This window comes from Ornithinimicrobium panacihumi (assembly GCF_052073805.1).
Classification (GTDB): domain Bacteria; phylum Actinomycetota; class Actinomycetes; order Actinomycetales; family Dermatophilaceae; genus Ornithinicoccus; species Ornithinicoccus panacihumi.
Genome location: NZ_JBQGWG010000001.1, coordinates 11,689 through 30,291 on the forward strand (window position 1 = coordinate 11,689; position 18,603 = coordinate 30,291).

An 18,603-nucleotide genomic window follows, 5' to 3' on the forward strand; every position below is an offset into this window, starting at 1 on the left:
CCCACTCGCTGCGCGCGCGGCGGCAGCTCTCCAGGACCTGGGCATGGTCGAGGATGATGCAGACCGCTGGGTCGAGCTGCACTGCGCCCAGCTGGCGGCGGATGGCACGGAAGCGGCCGGGGTGCCTGTGCCGGACACCGACCCGGACGTCCTCTCCGCGATGGCGGCCATGGCCCGTGCGAGTGCGGCGCTCGAGGCGTCCCTGCTCGTCTCCGTGCAGGATCTGGTCCTTCGCGCCGGCAGCCGCCTCCTGTCGGAGCGTGGCGTGACCGACCCCGGGACCATGTCGAAGACCGCGCACCAGACCTGGCGCGTATCGGTGAAGTCGGCCGTGGCCGGCGAGCTGCAGGTCCTGCTCGGGGTCTCGCTGTGGGAGGCGCGCCAGCTCGTGGCTCTCGCGACGAGTCCTGGATCGATCCGGCGACCCATCCTCGGCGCGCTGCGGCGTGGTGAGGTCATCCGTAAGCTGGTCCTGGCCTTCCAGCAGGAGACTCGTCGGCTTGAGGTCGACCAGGCGATCCGGGTCTCGGAGGCGATGTTCGGCACCGACGAGGATCTGGCCGCCGTCGAGCGACTCGACGTCGATGGCAATCTCGAGTTGGGGCGCCCCTGGCACCACAGAGAGTTCTTCGCCGCGCTCAAGCGGGAGGTCGCCAAGGCCAAGAGCCTTGACGAGGATGCCGCTGAGGAAGAGCGCGAAGCCGCCTTCGAGGGCCGGTCCGCCCAGCTGGACGTGGAGGATGACGGGACCGCGACCCTGACCTGCACCATGTCGACCGTGACGGGGGTCGCGGTGTTCGGCCGGATCGAAGACATGGCCCGGCGGGCACGGGCCGGAGGCGACAAGAGGACCCTTGCCCAGCTGCGCGCCGACATCATCGCCATCCTGATCCTCCACGGTGTCGTCACCTTGCCCGGAGACGGCGACGGAGACGGAGGCGGGGCCGGGGGCGGGATGTGCGCTGCCGCGTGCTGCGGGACCGGGGGCACGGACGGTGCCGGCGAGGACACGACCGGCGGGAGCGGTGCTCTGTTCGACGAGGTCATCACACCGGAGATGGCCGAGGAGCTGCGGGCGCTGATCAGCGCGACACCGGCCGGTCAGGTAGGCGTGATCGTCCCCTGGGATGCGATGGTAGGCGTGGTCTGCCCGCAGTGCCGCGGCCCCGTCGCGGTCACCGATCCCGCAGACGGAGACCTGCAGCCCGCACAGGGAGCAGGGCAACCCGGAGTGAGGAGCGGGCCGGAGCCTCCGGGAGAACCAGCGATCCCCGCAGCTCCCGATTTCACCGAGCCGCACTCCGGCTGCCGAGACTCCTCGCCCTGCCGCCAAGGGGACAGCTCTGCCCAGACCGGGCCACCTGTCCGGCCCGGCGCAGGGAGGGTGGCCGAGCTCGTCGGGTGGGAGGCAGCCTTCATCACACCGCGACAGGCCAGACGCATCGCCGTGACTCCCGGCACGACCCTGCACCGCCTGCTCATCGACCCGGAGAGCGGACGCTGCATCGAGCGGTCCAACGGTCGCTATACGCCGGACAGCGAGATGAAGCGGCAGATCATCGCGGCGGACGTCTACGGACGAGGTCCGGGCAGCCGCCGGCCGGCGGGCCAGTGCGAGCTCGACCACGAGAAGGAATGGCTCACCCACGGGTGGACCGCCGAGGTCAACCTCAACCCCAAGGAGCTCGTCGACCACGTCCGCAAGACGAAGAAGCTGTGGCGTTCGCTGATGAACCGCCGGCGCGACGTCACCTGGACGACCTTGCTGGGGCAGATCGCCCGGACCCGGGGCCATGACTACCGGCAGTACGTCGACCGCGTCTGCGCCCTCGCGCCCTGGGAGGCCTCTGACGCGGAGACCTCGCGCCCGGACGGCGTGCACGAGAGCCCGGGTCGGGAAGACCTCGACCGCGCTGAGCTGGACCGGGCAGACCTGGCTGCCAGGCGGGATCTCCTCAACCAGCTCGTCTACGCCGCGCTCGTGCACCGCCGCCCGGGTGAGCGGGCCGAGGCCGATGACGACGTCCTGGGGTCGGAGGAATGGTTGATGGTCGGCGATTGGGGACACCTGCACCACACCGACGACGATGGGCAGCGCAGGCCCGGGCCAGCCCCTGCCCAGGCGACGCCGGAGGAGATCCTGGGCCTGGTTGACCCGCCGGAGTCGGATGTGGCACCTACGGCGGCAGCGGACGTCGCAGCTCCGGCGGACTCTGATGTCGACACCACGACGGATTCGGTCGCTGCAGGGGAGCCTGCAGCCGAGACGGACACGGCCCCCGAGACGGACACGGCAACCGAGGCGGGCGCGGCGACCGAGGCGAGCGCGGCAACAGAGACGCCAGACGTGCAGAGCCCTGGACGAGACACCCCCTGGGGCCGGTGGATCGGACGCCGCGCCACCGACGAGCCGCCGCCCTTTTGAACAGACGACCGGGTCCGCAAATCCCGTTGTGCCTGCCAGCGCCATGGGCCACCATCGGGCAGGTGAGTCCCAGCCCCGATTCCCCCGGCCCCTATCCCCTCCGCACCGACCGCCTCCTGCTCCGTTTCGTCCGGGAGGGCGACGAGGCGACGATCACCGCATACCGGAACGACCCGGAGGTGGCCGCGCTCCAGGACTGGGACCTGCCCTATCCCCGGGAGCACGCGGACAGGCTGATCGCCGCGCACCGGGACCGGAGCGACATCGAGCCCGGCGGCTCCTACCAGGTCGGCATCGAGCGCGAGGGCGAGCTGATCGGCGACCTCTACGTCGGTCTGCACGAGCAGGGTGGCGTGGCCGAGATCGGTTTCTCGCTGCGGACCGAGCACCAGGGCAAGGGCTACGCGCGCGAGGCGGCCGAGGCGGTCATCGACGATCTGGTCGAGCGCCTCGGCGTCCACCGTGTCTTCGCCCAGCTCTCCCCGGACAACCACGCCTCCGCGCGCCTGCTGGAGCGGCTGGGCTTCGCCGTCGAGTCCTTCGCGCCGAAGTCCTACTGGTGGCGGGGGCAGTGGGACGACAACCTGACCTACGCCCTCTCCGACGAGCGGTGGCGGGCGCATCGGGCGGCCCGGCGCCCCACCTAGACTGGTGACCCATGAGCCACGTCCTGTCTGCTGTCGCCTGGCCGTACGCCAACGGCCCGCGCCACCTCGGCCACGTCGCCGGGTTCGGCGTCCCCTCCGACGTCTTCAGCAGGTACATGCGGATGGCCGGGCACGAGGTGCTCATGGTCTCCGGCTCCGACGAGCACGGCACCCCGATCCTCGTCCAGGCCGAGAAGGCCGGGATGAGCCCGCAGGAGTTCATCGACCAGAACCACGCGATGATCGCCGAGGACCTCGTCGGGCTCGGGGTCTCCTACGACCTCTACACCCGCACCACGACCGCCAACCACGAGCAGGTCGTGCAGCAGCTCTTCCTGGCCAACCACGCCAACGGCTACATGGTCGAGCAGACCCAGCAGGTCGCGATCAGCCCCTCGACCGGGCGCACCCTGCCGGACCGCTACATCGAGGGCACCTGCCCGATCTGCGGCTATGCCGACGCCCGCGGCGACCAGTGCGACAACTGCGGCAACCAGCTGGACCCGGTCGACCTCAAGGAGCCGCGCTCCAAGATCAACGGCGAGACCCCGGAGTTCAAGGACACCGAGCACTTCTTCCTCGACCTGCCCTCGCTCTCCGAGGCGCTGGGGGAGTGGCTCGACGGGCGTGAGGCCAGCGGTCTGTGGCGCCCCAACGTCATCAAGTTCTCCAAGAACATCCTCGAGGAGATCCGCCCGCGCGCGATGACCCGGGACATCGACTGGGGCATCACCATCCCGCTGCCGGGCTGGGCCGAGAACGAGCACAAGAAGCTCTACGTCTGGTTCGACGCCGTCGTCGGCTATCTCTCGGCCGCCGTCGAGTGGGCCCGCCGCCTGCCCGAGGGCGAGGGCGGACGCGACGACTCGGAGCGCTGGAAGGAGTGGTGGGTCGAGGGCGCCACGCCCGAGCAGCTGTCCTACTACTTCATGGGCAAGGACAACATCACCTTCCACTCCCAGATCTGGCCGGCCGAGCTGCTCGGCCACAACGGCGAGGGAGCCAAGGGCGGGCAGCCCGGCCCGTTCGGCGTGCTCAACCTGCCCACCGAGGTCGTCTCCAGCGAGTTCCTCACGATGGAGGGCAAGCAGTTCTCCACCTCCCGCTCGATCGTCATCTACGTCCGGGACGTGCTGGAGCGCTACCAGCCCGACGCGCTGCGCTACTTCCTCTCCGCAGCCGCCCCCGAGACCGCAGACTCCGACTTCAACTGGCCCGAGTTCGTCAAGCGCACCAACACCGAGCTCGTCGCCGGCTGGGGCAACCTGGTCAACCGCACCGCCTCGATGATCGCCAAGAACTTCGGGGAGATCCCCGCGGCCGGTGAGTTCGAGGACGTCGACCGCGCGCTGCTGGACCAGATCGCCGAGGGCTTCACCACGGTCGGTCAGCTCATCGCCACCCACAAGCAGAAGGCCGCGCTCGCCGAGGCGATGCGCCTGGTCGGTGAGGCCAACGCCTACGTCTCCACCACCGAGCCCTTCAAGCTCAAGGGTGAGGACCAGCGCGAGCGGCTCGGCACCGTCCTGCACGTCCTCGCCCAGGCGGTGGTCGACCTCAACACGATCCTGTCGCCCTACCTGCCGCACTCCTCGACCGCGGTGCACCAGGCGCTCGGCGGCGAGGGTGTCTTCCAGCCGATGCCGCGCCTCGAGCAGGTCAGCGACCTCGACGACGCGGCGAAGCCCGACTACCCGATCATCACCGGCGACTACTCCGACGCCCCGCGGTGGGGGCACCGGCCGGTCGTCGTCGGGGCGCCCGTCGCCAAGCCCTCGCCAATCTTCACCAAGCTCGATCCTTCGGTCGTCGACGAGGAGCGCGGTCGCCTGGGTCTGGGCGAGGAGCAGGTATGAGGTCACTCCCCTCCGCAGTCCCCTCGCCCCGGTCCGTGCGGGCCGGGGTCCGGCCATGAGCGGGGACAGCGCCGTCCTGGGCGAGGGTAGGAGTGGGGGCGGTGTCCCGGACGGCGGCGCGGACGGCCGGGCAGCCCGGCAGAACGATGCGCGGATGGGCGAGCGCCCGGAGCTCCCGGACCGGCTGCCGATCACGGTGGCCGACAACCACGCCCACCTGGACATCCACCGCGACGACGCCCCGCGCGTCGACCTCGAGCAGGTCATCGCCGAAGCCGCGGCCGTCGGGGTCGACCGCATCGTCCAGATCGGCTGCGACATCGGGTCGGCGCGCTGGACGCACGGCATCCTCGACGACCATCCCGCGCTGCTCGGGGGCGTGGCCATCCACCCCAACGAGGCGGCCAAGCACGAGCAGGCCGGCGACCTCGACGCGGTGATCGACGAGATCGCCTCCCTCGCAGCGCATCCCAGGATCCGGGTGATCGGTGAGACGGGGCTGGACTATTTCCGCACAGGTCCGGAAGGTGTTGCGGCGCAGCATCATTCGTTCCGACGCCATATCGCCTTGGCCAAGGAGCTGGGTCTGGCCCTGCAGATCCACGACCGCGACGCCCACGAGGACGTCATGCGGATCCTCGCCGAGGAGGGTGCCCCGGAGAAGACGGTCATGCACTGCTACTCCGGCGACATGGAGATGGCGCGGGAGTGCGTGCGCCGCGGCTACTACCTGTCTTTCGCCGGCACGGTCACCTTCAAGTCCGCCAAGGACCTGCGCAACGCCCTGGCCGTGACCCCGCTGGAGCACCTGCTCGTCGAGACCGACGCCCCCTACCTGACGCCCACGCCGCACCGTGGCCGCGGCAACGCGCCCTACCTGATCCCGCACACCGTGCGGTCGATGGCGGCGACGCTCAACGTCGCGGTGCCCACGCTCTGTGAGGCGCTGTCGGCCAACAGCGAGGCGGTCTACGGCACCTGGGCCTGATGGAGGCGGTCAGCGCTCGTTGTTGCGCTGCGCCGCCCGGCTGCCCAGCGTGGTGAGGGCGTCGACGACCTTGGCCGCCGGACCGGACAGCCCCTGCCGCGCGACCCGGCCCTCCACGGTCCGGCCCGGTCCCGACGCGGAGGGCAGCAGTCGCGAGGTCAGGCCCATCATCCGCGTGGTGACCCCCGGCATCAGCCCGCGGAAGCGGGTCGCCACCACCGTCAACGGGGTCAGCTCGCAGCGCACGTCGCCGGCCAGGACCGCATCCACGATCTTCTCGGCCGCCCGCTCCGCGTCCATCGACAGGAGAGGGAGCGAGGCTGCGGGGCCGAACCAGGCGTACTCCTTCTCCGCCTGACCGGTGAACTGGGCCCGCTCGTGCGAGCCCGTCCTCATCAGGCCGGGCACGATCGTGGTCGAGGTGATCCCGGTCCCGGCGAGCTCGGCCGCCAGTCCCTCGCTGAAGGCGACCGCGCCCTTCTTGGCGACCGCGTAGGGCCACAGGTGCGGCGGCGTGACCTCCCCGCCGACGGAGGTGACCGTGCCGATCCGGCCGTGGCCACGCCCCCGCATGGCCTCCAGGACGGGCAACGTCACGTTGATCGGGCCGTGCAGCATCGTGCCCAGCGACTGGTCGAAGTGCTCGAAGGTCATCGCCTCGGCCGGGCCCACCTGGATCACCCCGGCCACCGTGACGAGCACCTCGATCGGGCCCACCTTCGCCTCGACGTCGCCGACGAGATCCTGCACGGCCTGTCGGTCGCGGATGTCGCAGGCGTGGACGTGAACCTCGGCCCCCTGGTGGATCGCCAGGATCTGGGCCCTCGCCTCATCCAGGCTCTCCCGGCTGCGCGAGCTGATCACGACCCGGTGCCCCCGCCCCGCGAGCTGGTGGGCGATGAGCAGGCCGAGCCCCCGGGAGGCGCCCATCACCAGCGCGACGGGAGCCGAGACCTGCGGAGGCGGGGCGAAGGAGGAGGCGGGAGACGTCATACCCCGAAACTAGGTGAGTCCGGGAGCAGGTGCCTGTTCAACGCGCACCCCGCCGACCCCGCACCTAGCATCGAGGGATGCGAGCACTCACCTGGCAGGGCGTCGAGGACGTCCGCGTCGAGACCGTCCCCGACCCCGTGATCCAGGAGCCGACCGATGCGATCGTGCGGGTCACCTCGACCGCGATCTGCGGCTCCGACCTGCATCTCTACAAGGTGCTCGGCGCCTACCTGGAGCCCGGGGACGTGCTCGGGCACGAGTTCATGGGCGTCGTCGAGGAGGTCGGCCCCGAGGCCGGCGGCCTGAGCGTGGGGGACCGGGTCGTGGTGCCGTTCAACATCTCCTGCGGCCACTGCTGGATGTGCTCGCGCGGGCTCTTCGCCCAGTGCGAGACCACGCAGAACGTCGAGGAGGGCAAGGGCGCCTCGCTCTTCGGCTACACGAAGATGTATGGGGCGGTGCCGGGTGGGCAGGCCGAGCTCGTCCGGGTGCCGCAGGCTCAGTTCGGCCCGGTGCGCCTGCCGCAGCACGGCGCCGACGAGCGCTATCTCTACCTCTCCGACATCCTCCCCACGGCCTGGCAGGGAGTGCAGTGGGCCGACGTGCCCGAGGGTGGGACGCTGGCCGTCATGGGGCTGGGGCCGGTCGGCCAGCTGGCCGTGCGCTCCGCGCTCCACCTGGGGCTGCGGGTCATCGCCGTCGATCTCGTGCCCGAGCGGCTGGCCCTCGCTGCGCAGTGGGGCGCCGAGGTGCTCGACCTGCGGGACGGGCTCGACGACCCGGTCAAGGTCGGCGACGCGGTGCGCGACCTCACCGACGGGCGGGGCGCCGACGGCACCCTCGACGCGGTCGGGATGGAGGCCCACGGCAACCCGGTCAGCGAGAAGGTGATCAACCTCGTGGGCAAGCTGCCCGGAGCGGTGTCACGCCAGATGATCGAGCACGTCGGCATCGACCGGCTCGCCGCCCTCCACGCGAGCATCGACGCCGTCCGCAGGGGTGGGACGGTGTCGGTGAGCGGCGTCTACGGCGGCGCGGTCGACCCGATGCCGATGATGGACCTCTTCGACAAGGGGCTGACGGTCCGGATGGGCCAGTGCCACGTCAAGCGGTGGACCGAGGAGCTGCTCGAGCTGGTCAGCCAGGACGAGGACGTGCTCGGGCTGGAGTCCCTGGCCACCCACCGGGTGTCCCTGGAGGACGCCCCGCGGATGTATGACGTCTTCCAGAAGAAGGAGGACGGCTGCCTCAAGGTCGTGCTGCAGCCCTGAGCCCGGAGCGTGAGTCAGGCGCCGGTGGTGATCGCGGCCAGGGCCGTGTCGATCTCGGCCCGCCCCGAGGGGCGCACGACCCGGTCGACCTCGACGCCGTCGCGCAGGAAGACCATGGTCGGCCAGAGCTTGACCTGGTAGGAGCGGCCCAGCGGACGACCCTTGCCGTCCTCGACCGCCACGACGGGCACGTCGGGGTGCTCGGCCAGGGCGGGCGCGATGTAGCGCTCGGCCGCCCGGCAGAAGCCGCACCAGTCGGTGCCGAAGATCACGACGGCGGGGCCCTCGGTCGCGTCGAGGTCGGCACGGTCGGGCTGGTCGGGGCTGTAGGTGGTCACCGACCCAGCATGCTGCACCGGCGGGCGTCGGTCATCCGCAGGGGATCTCCAGCAGGTCGGCCGGGATGGCAAACCTGCCACTCGTGGGATCATGACGCGGTGACGACGCAGGAGCCCGAGGACCGGGCAGACCAGCCCGAGGAGCACCTCCTCGGCCCGGCGCAGATCCGTGACCTCGCGGCCCGGCTGGGCATCCGGCCGACCAAGCAGTGGGGCCAGAACTTCGTCATCGACAAGGGCACGGTCCGACGAATCGTCCGCGCCGCCGAGGTCGGTCCCGAGGATGTCGTCCTGGAGGTCGGGCCCGGCCTCGGCTCGCTCACCCTCGCGCTCCTGCCGCAGGTCCGGCACGTGACCGCGGTCGAGATCGACCCCACCCTGGCCGGCCAGCTCCCGACCACGGTCCAGACCCTGGCCCCCGAGCTCTCCGAGAGGCTGACGGTGCTGCATACCGACGCCCTCCGCGTCACCGAGCTGCCCGACCCCCGACCCACCGCGCTGGTGGCCAACCTGCCCTACAACGTCGCCGTGCCGGTCGTCCTGCACCTGCTCGCCACGGTCCCCACGATCGAGAAGGTCCTGGTGATGGTCCAGCTCGAGGTGGCCGAGCGGCTCGCGGCGGGGCCGGGCAGCAAGGTCTACGGGGTGCCCAGCGTCAAGGCCGACTGGTATGCCGAGGTGTCGGGGGCGGGGCGCATCGGCCGCAACGTCTTCTGGCCGGCGCCCAACGTCGACTCCGGGCTCGTCCGCATGGTGCGCCGGGAACCGCCGGCCACCACGGCGACCCGAGAAGAGGTCTTCGCGGTGGTCGACGCGGCCTTCGCCCAGCGCCGCAAGACCCTGCGCGCCGCGCTCGCGGGCTGGGCGGGCGGTGCGGCCCGGGCCGAGGAGATCCTGCGCGCGGCCGGCGTCGACCCGCAGGCGCGCGGCGAGGTGCTCACGGTGCTGGACTACGCGCGGATCGCCGACGCGGCACGCTCGATCCCGGCGGGCTGAGCGGCTCGGGCGGGGCCGACGCAGCATCGCGACGGGGGCCGACCCGGCACCGACCGCCCCGGCCCCATAGGGTGAGGAGCATGAGGGCTGCCGAGGCGATCGACGTGGTGACCTGCCGGGTGCCCGGGAAGATCAACCTCGACCTCAACGTCGGCCCGCTGCGCGAGGACGGCTTCCACGAGCTGTCGACGGTCTACCACGCGGTGAGCATCTACGACCGCGTCAGCGTCCAGCCGGCCGACGACTGGTCGGTGGTGGTCACCGGCCCCTACGCCGACCGCGTCCCCACCGACGACACCAACCTGGCGCTGGTCGCGGCCAAGACCCTGGCCCGTCGCCGCCCGCGTGGCTCCCGGCTGGTGCCGGTCACGATCGAGATCGACAAGCAGATCCCGGTCGCCGGCGGGATGGCGGGCGGGTCGGCCGACGCCGCCGCCGCGCTCCTGGCCTGTCGTGAGCTGTGGGGCATGGACAACGTCGAGAACGACCTCCTGGAGCACATCGGCGCCAGCCTGGGCTCCGACATCCCCTTCCTCATGCACGGCGGCACCGCGATCGGCACCGGGCGGGGCGAGCAGATCACCCCCGTCCTGGCCAGGGGCGAGCTGCACTGGGTGCTCTGGGCAGGCGAGGGCCTGGCCCTGTCGACCCCCACGGTCTACGCCGAGTGCGATCGCCTCCGCGAGGAGGCCGGCATCGAGGTGCCCGACCCCGAGCCCAACGGCGAGCTCATGACGGCGCTGCGGCGGATGGACGCCGAGGAGGTCGCCAAGCACCTGCGCAACGACCTCCAGGACGCGGCGATCTCGCTCCAGCCCGTCCTCGCCGAGGTCCTCGAGGCCGGCTCCGAGCTGGGCGCCCTCGGTGGCCTGGTGTCCGGGTCCGGCCCCACGGTCGCCTTCCTCGTCGGCTCCCAGGCCGAGGCGATCGACCTCTCGGTCGGCCTCGCGGCCAACGGGCCCGTCGGCGACATCCTGCGCGCCACCGGCCCCGTGCCGGGCACGCAGATCGTCCAGAACCGCGTCCCGCCCCCACCCCCGGTCCCTCCACGCCCCGGTCCCGTCGGCCCGGTGCCCGGCTGATGGGCGCAGGTATGCGGATCTCCTCACCGGGGGTCCGCTGATGGCAGGCGCCCAGGCGGCGAGCCTGGTCACCCTCGACCGGGCGCGGCTCGTGGCCGGCACCCAGGTGCTCCTCGACGACGTCTCCCTCGGCGTCGCCGACGGCGACCGCATCGGTGTCGTCGGCCGCAACGGCGGCGGCAAGAGCAGCCTGCTCGGCGTGATCGTGGGCACCCGCCAGCTCGACGCGGGACGGGTCATCCGCACCGGCGGGCTGACCGTCGGGATGCTGGGCCAGACCGACGAGCTCGACCCCGCCGCGACCGTCGGCGAGGTCGTCCTCGGCGACCTGGCCGAGCACGAGTGGGCCGGCGACGCCCGCGTCCGCGAGATCCTCACCGGCCTCCTCGGCGGCACCGACGCACCCGCCCTCGGTGGGTGGGGCCGGCAGGTCGGCCCCATGTCCGGCGGCGAGCGACGACGCCTGGCCCTGGCCGCGCTCCTGGTGCAGGACCCGGACCTGCTCGTGCTCGACGAGCCCACCAACCACCTGGACGTCGAAGGCGTCGCCTGGCTCGCCACATACCTCAGCGGCCGGAGGCCGAGGCCCGGCAACGCGCTGGTGGTCGTCACCCACGACCGGTGGTTCCTCGACGCCGTCTCGACGCGGACCTGGGAGGTCACCGACGGCCAGGTGCACTTCTACGACGGAGGGTATGCGGCATACGTCCTGGCCAAGGTGGAGCGCGCCCGCGTCGCGCAGGCCACTGAGGAGCGGCGCGCCAACCTGGCCCGCAAGGAGCTGGCCTGGCTGCGCCGCGGCGCACCGGCGCGCACGAGCAAGCCGAAGTTCCGGATCGAGGCGGCCAACGCCCTCATCGCCGGTGAGCCCGCGCCGCGCGACTCCGTGGAGCTGGTGCGCTTCGCCACGACCCGCCTCGGCAAGGACGTGCTCGACCTGCTCGACGCGACCGTGAAGGTGGGGGACCGCACGCTGCTGGAGAAGGTGACCTGGCGGATCGGGCCGGGCGACCGTTACGGGATCGTCGGGGTCAACGGCGCCGGGAAGTCGACGCTGCTGCGGGTCCTGCAGGGGCAGCACCCGCTGGCGGCCGGCAAGCTCAAGACCGGCAAGACCGTCAAGATCGCCTGCCTGAGCCAGGAGCTGCGCGAGCTGGACCGCGTCGCCGGCTGGACGGTCATCGACGCGATCACCGAGGTGCGGCAGTTCACTGTGATCGGCGGCAAGGAGGTCGCGGCGAGCTCGTTGGCGCAGCGGCTGGGTTTCACCGGCGGGCGGCAGCAGTCGCGGGTCGGGGACCTGTCCGGGGGCGAGCGGCGACGGCTGCAGTTCGTGCGGCTGCTCATGGACGAGCCCAACGTGCTCATGCTCGACGAGCCGACCAACGACCTCGACATCGACACCCTGACCTCGATGGAGGACGTGCTCGACGGCTGGGCCGGCACGCTGATCGTGGTCTCCCACGACCGCTACCTGCTCGAGCGGATGACCGACCGCCAGGTCGCGCTGCTGGGTGACGAGGCGCTGCGCGACCTGCCGGGCGGGGTGGAGCAATATCTCGAGCTGCGGCGAGCCCGGGTCTCCAGTGCCGGCGGGTCTGGTGCCGCCCGTGCCTGCGGGTCCGGTGCCGCGGCCGGGTCGTCGGCGACGTCGTCCGGGACCTCGCGCGCAGCCGCCTCGGCCACGGCACCTGGCGCCTCGGCCTCGGCATCTGCCTCCTCGGCCACGACATCTGGCGCCTCGGCCGCCCAGGTGCGCGAGGCCCGCAAGACCCTGGCGCGGGTGGAGAAGGCCCTCGACAAGCTGCATACCCAGGAGGCCCGGCTGCACGAGGAGATGGCCACGGCAGCCACCGACCCGACGCGGTTGACCGAGCTCACCGCGCAGCTGGCCGAGCTGGGCGCCCAGGAGGAGGCCCTGGAGCTGGAGTGGCTGGAGGCCTCCGAGATCGTGGAGTGAGCCTCGGCCTCGGCCTCGTCGTCGCCGGCGCGATGTCTTGACGTCGAGAATCTCGACGGGTCTACGCTGGGTTCATGAGCCAGGGTCAGCACGACGACGTCGACGGAGTCGTCGCGGCCTGGCGCCGGGAGCGGCCCGACCTCGACGTCGCCCCGCTGGAGGTCCTCTCCCGCGTCTCCCGGCTCGCCCGCCACCTCGACATCGCGCGGCGGCAGGCCTTCGCCGAGCAGGGTCTGGAGTCCTGGGAGTTCGACGTGCTGTCGGCGCTGCGGCGCTCGGGGGAGCCCTATCAGATGACCCCTGGTGAGCTGCTGCGGCAGACCTTGGTCACGAGCGGGACGATGACCAACCGGCTCGACCGTCTGGCCGACCGGAGCCTGGTGACCCGCCAGGCGTCGCCGACCGACCGCCGTGCCGTCATCGTCACCCTCACCCCCCAGGGGCGGCAGGTCGTCGACGAGGCGATGGAGTCCCTGCTCGTCGGTGAGCGGGAGATGCTCGCGGCCCTGGGTGCGGCCGACCGCGCCGATCTTGCCGGCCATCTCAAGCGGTTGCTGGTGGCTTTCGAGGGCTGACGCCCGAGAAGTCCCCCGCGACCGGGAAACCTGCCAGCAGTCTCTAACCATCGGCCGGAAAGTGATCGGTCGTCCGGTTCTTTCCGGCTGACGGATCACTTTCCGGCTGACGGATCACTTGTCGACTGACGGAGCACTTTCCGGTCGCCGGATCACCTTTCGGCTGCGGATCACTTGTCGGCTGACGGAGCACTCAGCGACGATGCCGGCCCATTCCGATGTCGTGCGACATCACAGGGCTCCCCGGGCAGGAATCGAACCTGCGTCGCTAATCCTGATTCAAAGTCAGGCGGCCCCTACCAGCAGAGCAACCGGGGAACGTCCCGCAGGACCCGACAAGCCTAGGACACGTGCGGCCCGACCCCCGACTCGCCCGCCGCACGGGTCCTCCCACGAGCAGGCGAGGAGGCCGTGGACGCTCAGCGGGAGGGAAGGCCCGGCACGCTGGACGTTCAGCGAGCGGGAGGCCAAGGCCCGGCACGCTGGACGTTCAGCGGGAGATCGTGCGCAGGGCTGGCTTGGCCTCCATGCCAGCCAGCCCGTTCCAGGCCAGGTTGACCAGGTGGGCGGCGACGTCCTCCTTCTTCATCCTGCGGGAGTCGAGCCACCAGCCGCCGGGGATCGCGACCATGCCGACGAGCATCTGGGCGTAGAGGGGAGCGGTCTTGGGGTCGAGCTTCCGGCGCCGGAACTCAGCGGCCAGGATGTGCTCGACCTGGCTGGCGATGTCGCTGATCAGGCTGGCGAAGGAACCGGTCGACTGGCCGGGTGGGGAGTCGCGCACCAGGATGCGGAAGCCGTCGGTGGAGGTCTCGATGTAGTCCAGCAGCGCCATTGCCGCCGCCTCGAGCAGGGTGCGGGCGTGCTGCGGCGCACCCTCGGGCTGGGTCAGCGCGGCCGTGATCTGGCCCAGCAGGGACTGGATCTCGCGGTCCACGACGACGGCGTAGAGACCTTCCTTGCCGCCGAAGTGCTCGTAGAGCACCGGCTTGGAGACGCCGGCGCTGGCCGCGATCTCCTCCACGGTCGTCCCCTCGAAGCCTTTCTCCGCGAAGAGCGCACGTCCCACCTCGATGAGCTGCTGGCGGCGCTGCGGCCCGGTCATCCGGGCACCACGGGCGGTCCTTGCTGGGGAGGAGGTCACCCCCTCATCATGCCAAGTAGAGTCAGGGGCGTGATGTCACACCATCCCGCAGCAGTCATCATCCTCGCCGCCGGCGAGGGGACCCGGATGAAATCCGCGACACCCAAGGTTCTGCACCGCATCGGTGGACGCTCCCTCCTGGGGCACGCCATGCACGCCGCCCGTCAGGTCTCCCCTCAGCACCTGGCCGTGGTCGTGCGCCACGAGCGGGAGCAGGTCGCCGCCCACGTGGCCGAGCTGGACCCCACCGCCATCGTCGCCGACCAGGACGAGATCAAGGGCACCGGCCGCGCCTGCGAGTGCGGCCTCGACGCGCTGCCCGCCGACCTGACCGGGACCGTGCTGGTCACCATGGGCGACGTCCCGCTGCTGACCACCGAGACCCTCGCCGACCTGACCGCGCGGCACGAGAGCTCGGGCGCCGCCGTCACCGTCATCACCGCCGAGCTGCCCGACGCCAAGGCCTACGGCCGGGTCGTGCGCGACGAGGCCGGCGATGTCCTCCAGATCATGGAGTTCAAGGACGCCCTGGCGCACCGCGAGTCCGGCAGCGAGTTCGCCCACGTCGTCGACATCCGCGAGATCAACTCCGGCATCTACGCCTTCGACGCCCAGGTCCTGCGCTCGGCGCTGGCCGAGGTCGGCACCGACAACGCGCAGGGCGAGAAGTACATCACCGACGTCGTCGCCATCGCCCGCCGCGACGGCCGCAAGGTCGCCGCCCACCTCGTCGAGGACCTCTGGCAGACCGAGGGCGTCAACGACCGGGTCCAGCTGGCGACCCTGGGCAAGGAGCTCAACCGCCGCACCGTCGAGCACTGGATGCGCGAGGGTGTGACGGTCGTGGACCCCGGCACCACCTGGATCGACGCCGAGGTCACCATCGGCCGCGACACGGTCATCCGCCCCAACGTCCAGCTCCTGGGCGCCACCACGATCGGCGCCGACGCCATGATCGGCCCGGACAGCACCCTGACCGACACCGAGGTCGCCGACGGCGCCAGCGTGGTGCGTGCCCAGACCGAGCTCGCCACGATCGGCCCCGGCGCCACCGTCGGGCCCTTCTCCTACCTGCGCCCCGGCACCGTCCTGGGCGCCAAGGGCAAGATCGGCGCGTTCGTCGAGACCAAGAACGCCCAGATCGGTGACGGTGCCAAGGTGCCGCACCTGACCTACTGCGGCGACGCCACCATCGACGAGGGCGCCAACATCGGCGCCGGCACGATCTTTGCCAACTACGACGGCGTCAACAAGCACCACACCCACGTCGGCCGCCACAGCTTCGTCGGCTCCGACTCCGTGCTCGTCGCGCCGGTCGACATCGCCGACGGCGCCTACGTCGCGGCCGGCTCGGCGATCACCGGTGAGGTCGGCCCCGGCCAGATCGCCGTCGCCAGGGGGCGGCAGCGCAACGTCGACGGCTGGGTCGCCCGCCGCCGCGCCGGGACGAAGACCGCCGCCGCGGCGGAGGCCGCGATCGGGGGAGAGGCACCGCATACCGCGCAAGAGTCCGAGGCCGGGCAGACCGCCGGGACACCTGACGCAGACCAGAACGCCGACACCACCCCCACCCAGGAGCACTGATGACCGGGATCCACCGCACTCCGGAGAAGAACCTGATGGTCTTCACCGGCCGGGCCCACCGCAGCCTCGCCGAGGCCATCGCCGACAACCTCGGGACCTCGCTGGTGCCCACGCAGGCCTATGCCTTCGCCAACAGCGAGATCTACGTGCGCTACGACGAGTCGGTGCGCGGCTGCGACGCCTTCGTCATCCAGAGCCACGCGGCGCCGGTCAACGAGTGGATCATGGAGCAGCTGATCATGGTGGACGCGCTCAAGCGTGCGTCGGCCAAGCGGATCACCGTGGTGCTGCCCTTCTACGGCTACGCCCGTCAGGACAAGAAGCACCGCGGCCGTGAGCCCATCTCCGCCCGCCTCATGGCCGACCTGTTCAAGACCGCCGGCGCGGACCGGCTCATGGCTGTCGACCTGCACACCGCGCAGATCCAGGGCTTCTTCGACGGCCCGGTCGACCACCTGATGGCGCTGCCGATCCTGGCCGACTACGTCAAGAAGAAGTATGCCGGCGAGAGCCTGGCCGTCGTCTCGCCCGACGCCGGCCGGATCAAGGTCGCGGAGTACTGGTCCAACCGCCTCGGCGGCGTCCCGCTGGCCTTCATCCACAAGACCCGCGACATCACCCGGCCCAACCAGACCGAGGCCAAGCGCGTGGTCGGTGAGGTCGCCGGCCGCACCTGCGTCCTGGTCGACGACATGATCGACTCCGGCGGCACCATCTGCCAGGCGGCCGACGCGCTGATGGCCGACGGCGCCACCAGCGTCATCGTCGCCGCGACGCACGCGATCTTCTCCGACCCGGCCATCGACCGGCTGCGTGACTCGGTCGCCCGCGAGGTCATCGTCACCGACACCCTGCCGCTGTCGGACGAGGCGCGCGCCCTCGGCAAGATCACCGAGCTGTCGATCGCCCCGCTCATCTCGCGCGCCATCCGCGAGGTCTTCGAGGACGGCTCGGTCACCTCGATGTTCGACGGGCGCGCCTGAGCGGGCTCCGTCCAGGCGATTTTCCGTGGCCGCCGCCAGGGGCTAGACTGCTCGGGTTGCCTCGGCGAGGGACACCGCACGATGCGGGGTCCGTGATTCGACGAAGCGCGTCGCCCACCCGGTGCCACGTGCCCGGTGGATCCAGGCGCCTCCGTCCTACCACGCCCACCGTGCCGTGTCCCGCGTCGAGGCCCATCCCTGAACCACCCCGACCACGAAGGTGACCTGACGCATGTCCGACACGACCAAGATCTCCGCCGAGAAGCGCACCGAGTTCGGCAAGGGCGCTGCCCGCCGCATCCGCCGCGCCGACAAGGTGCCCGCCGTCCTCTACGGCCACGGCACCGACCCGATCCACCTTTCCCTGCCGGGGCACGAGGCGATGCTGGCGCTGCGTCTGACCAACGCCATCCTGACCCTGGACGTCGAGGGCGAGGAGCACCTGGCCCTGGCCAAGGACGTCCAGCGTGACCCGATCAAGCGGACCCTGGAGCACGTCGACCTCGTCATCGTGCGTCGCGGCGAGAAGGTCACCGTCGACATCGCGGTCCACGTCGAGGGCGAGGCCGCTCCGGAGACCGTCGTCACCACCGACCAGACCGAGCTGACCGTCGAGGCCGACGCGCTGAGCATCCCCGAGTCCTTCACCGTCTCGGTCGAGGGCCTGGAGGCCGGCACGCAGATCCTGGCCGGCGAGGTCGAGCTGCCCGCGGGCGTCACCCTGGTCACCGACCCCGAGGCCCTGGTCGTCAACGTCGCCCAGGCCATCTCCGAGGAGGCCCTGGAGGCCGAGCTCGCCGAGGCCGAGGCCGAGGCCGGCATCGAGGCCGACACCCCCGAGGACGAGGCTGCCGAGGGCGACGGCGACGAGGCTGCAGCCGAGGGCGAGGGCGCCGAGGAGAAGACCGAGGAGTGATCCTCGCGGGTCCTCCCGCACCTGCTCCACACCTGCTTCACGACGCGGCCACGTCCGCCCCGGGCACCACGCCCGAGGGGACGTGGCCGCGTCGCGTGAGGCACCGCATACCCTGGCGTGGGCCGCGCCTACCTGCACGACGTGAACGAGACGAACGAAAGGTCCGCCCGAGATGGACACCTCGCCCTGGCTGATCGTCGGACTGGGCAATCCCGGGCCGAAGTACGCCGGCAACCGGCACAACATCGGTGCGATGGTCGTCGCCGAGCAGGCCCACGCCGCGGGGGCCACGCTGAAGCAGCACAAGGCGGCGCGCGCCTGGGCCGCCGAGATCCGGCTGGGCACGGCACCGGGTGGGCTGCCCGGACCGAGGGCCGTCATCGCCCAGCCGATGACCTACATGAACGTCTCCGGCGGGCCGGTAGCCGGGCTGGCGAAGTTCTACAAGATCCCGCTGGAGCAGATCGTCGTCGTGCACGACGAGCTCGACATCGAGCCGGGGCAGGTGCGCCTCAAGCGCGGCGGGGGCGAGGGCGGCCACAACGGCCTGCGCTCGATCAGCCAGTCGCTGGGCAGCAAGGACTACCTGCGGGTGCGTCTGGGGATCGGTCGCCCGCCGGGGCGCCAGGACCCTGCCGACTACGTGCTCTCCGACTTCCCCACCAGGGACAAGGTCGAGACCGAGCTGCTCGTCGGTGACGGCGTGGACGCGGTCGAGGACCTCGTGCACCTGGGCCTGGAGGCCGCTCAGCAGCGCTTCCACTCGCGCTGACCACGGCACGAGGAGGGTGCTGGGCCGTCATCCGCCGCTCGTGGCGAGGGCAGTCGTCCGTCCGACGCCCGGC

Annotated in this window: 16 protein-coding genes and 1 tRNA gene; 13 read left to right on the top strand and 4 right to left on the bottom strand. The window is 71.4% G+C overall.

All coding sequences use genetic code 11. From position 1 onward, the window contains the following. Positions 1-43 precede the first annotated feature (43 nt). From ACTMMA_RS00060 to ACTMMA_RS00075, 4 genes are all read left to right on the top strand, one after another. Positions 44-2,425, top strand: a complete 2,382-nt coding sequence (locus ACTMMA_RS00060) for a hypothetical protein (RefSeq protein WP_441188057.1) — start codon at positions 44-46, stop codon at positions 2,423-2,425. 62 nt (positions 2,426-2,487) lie between these two features. Next, positions 2,488-3,072 carry a GNAT family N-acetyltransferase gene (locus tag ACTMMA_RS00065; protein WP_441188058.1) on the top strand — a complete coding sequence of 195 codons (585 nt, stop codon included), beginning with the start codon at positions 2,488-2,490 and terminating at the stop codon, positions 3,070-3,072. Between the two features lie 11 nt (positions 3,073-3,083). Continuing rightward, positions 3,084-4,928, top strand: a complete 1,845-nt coding sequence (metG, locus tag ACTMMA_RS00070; RefSeq protein ID WP_441188059.1) for a methionine--tRNA ligase — start codon at positions 3,084-3,086, stop codon at positions 4,926-4,928. A 154-nt stretch (positions 4,929-5,082) separates the two neighbouring features. Then, positions 5,083-5,916 carry a TatD family hydrolase gene (locus ACTMMA_RS00075; RefSeq protein WP_441188428.1) on the top strand — a complete coding sequence of 278 codons (834 nt, stop codon included), beginning with the start codon at positions 5,083-5,085 and terminating at the stop codon, positions 5,914-5,916. Between the two features lie 9 nt (positions 5,917-5,925). On the opposite strand, the gene ACTMMA_RS00080 is transcribed toward ACTMMA_RS00075, so the two are convergent. Further along, complete coding sequence (locus ACTMMA_RS00080; protein ID WP_441188060.1) at positions 5,926-6,909, bottom strand: SDR family NAD(P)-dependent oxidoreductase; 984 nt, start codon at positions 6,907-6,909, stop codon at positions 5,926-5,928. 77 nt (positions 6,910-6,986) lie between these two features. Between ACTMMA_RS00080 and ACTMMA_RS00085 the strand changes: the two genes are divergently transcribed. Continuing rightward, the gene (locus ACTMMA_RS00085) at positions 6,987-8,180 is read left to right on the top strand and encodes a zinc-dependent alcohol dehydrogenase (RefSeq protein WP_441188061.1); all 1,194 of its coding nucleotides are present in this window, start codon (positions 6,987-6,989) and stop codon (positions 8,178-8,180) included. A 14-nt stretch (positions 8,181-8,194) separates the two neighbouring features. On the opposite strand, the gene ACTMMA_RS00090 is transcribed toward ACTMMA_RS00085, so the two are convergent. Next, complete coding sequence (locus ACTMMA_RS00090) at positions 8,195-8,518, bottom strand: thioredoxin family protein (protein WP_441188062.1); 324 nt, start codon at positions 8,516-8,518, stop codon at positions 8,195-8,197. Positions 8,519-8,617: 99 nt separating this feature from the next. Between ACTMMA_RS00090 and rsmA the strand changes: the two genes are divergently transcribed. From rsmA to ACTMMA_RS00110, 4 genes are all read left to right on the top strand, one after another. After that, a complete protein-coding gene (gene rsmA / locus ACTMMA_RS00095) occupies positions 8,618-9,514 on the top strand; it encodes a 16S rRNA (adenine(1518)-N(6)/adenine(1519)-N(6))-dimethyltransferase RsmA (RefSeq protein ID WP_441188063.1) in 897 nt (298 codons plus the stop codon). Between the two features lie 80 nt (positions 9,515-9,594). Further along, positions 9,595-10,596, top strand: coding sequence for a 4-(cytidine 5'-diphospho)-2-C-methyl-D-erythritol kinase (locus ACTMMA_RS00100; protein WP_441188064.1), 1,002 nt, complete (start codon positions 9,595-9,597; stop codon positions 10,594-10,596). Between the two features lie 40 nt (positions 10,597-10,636). Continuing rightward, complete coding sequence (locus ACTMMA_RS00105; protein ID WP_441188065.1) at positions 10,637-12,556, top strand: ABC-F family ATP-binding cassette domain-containing protein; 1,920 nt, start codon at positions 10,637-10,639, stop codon at positions 12,554-12,556. Positions 12,557-12,630: 74 nt separating this feature from the next. Next, positions 12,631-13,131: a MarR family winged helix-turn-helix transcriptional regulator gene (locus ACTMMA_RS00110; RefSeq protein ID WP_441188066.1), complete on the top strand. Its 501-nt coding sequence runs from the start codon at positions 12,631-12,633 to the stop codon at positions 13,129-13,131. Between the two features lie 239 nt (positions 13,132-13,370). Here the strand turns inward: ACTMMA_RS00110 and ACTMMA_RS00115 are convergent. Together ACTMMA_RS00115 and ACTMMA_RS00120 are read right to left on the bottom strand one after the other, a co-directional pair. Next, positions 13,371-13,449: transfer RNA gene (locus tag ACTMMA_RS00115), tRNA-Gln, on the bottom strand. 172 nt (positions 13,450-13,621) lie between these two features. Further along, the gene (locus tag ACTMMA_RS00120) at positions 13,622-14,236 is read right to left on the bottom strand and encodes a TetR family transcriptional regulator (protein WP_441188429.1); all 615 of its coding nucleotides are present in this window, start codon (positions 14,234-14,236) and stop codon (positions 13,622-13,624) included. 72 nt (positions 14,237-14,308) lie between these two features. Here ACTMMA_RS00120 and glmU point away from each other — a divergent pair, with 72 nt between their 5' ends. The 4 genes from glmU (at position 14,309) to pth (ending at position 18,530) form a co-directional block, all read left to right on the top strand. Then, the gene (gene glmU, locus ACTMMA_RS00125) at positions 14,309-15,859 is read left to right on the top strand and encodes a bifunctional UDP-N-acetylglucosamine diphosphorylase/glucosamine-1-phosphate N-acetyltransferase GlmU (RefSeq protein ID WP_441188430.1); all 1,551 of its coding nucleotides are present in this window, start codon (positions 14,309-14,311) and stop codon (positions 15,857-15,859) included. Further along, positions 15,859-16,842 carry a ribose-phosphate diphosphokinase gene (locus ACTMMA_RS00130; protein WP_441188067.1) on the top strand — a complete coding sequence of 328 codons (984 nt, stop codon included), beginning with the start codon at positions 15,859-15,861 and terminating at the stop codon, positions 16,840-16,842. The genes glmU and ACTMMA_RS00130 overlap by 1 nt, the downstream gene beginning before the upstream one ends. 232 nt (positions 16,843-17,074) lie before the next feature. After that, positions 17,075-17,758: a 50S ribosomal protein L25/general stress protein Ctc gene (locus ACTMMA_RS00135; protein ID WP_441188068.1), complete on the top strand. Its 684-nt coding sequence runs from the start codon at positions 17,075-17,077 to the stop codon at positions 17,756-17,758. 172 nt (positions 17,759-17,930) lie between these two features. Next, entirely contained in the window at positions 17,931-18,530 is a 600-nt protein-coding gene (gene pth, locus ACTMMA_RS00140) for an aminoacyl-tRNA hydrolase (protein ID WP_441188069.1), read from the top strand. The last annotated feature ends 73 nt before the right edge of the window (positions 18,531-18,603 follow it).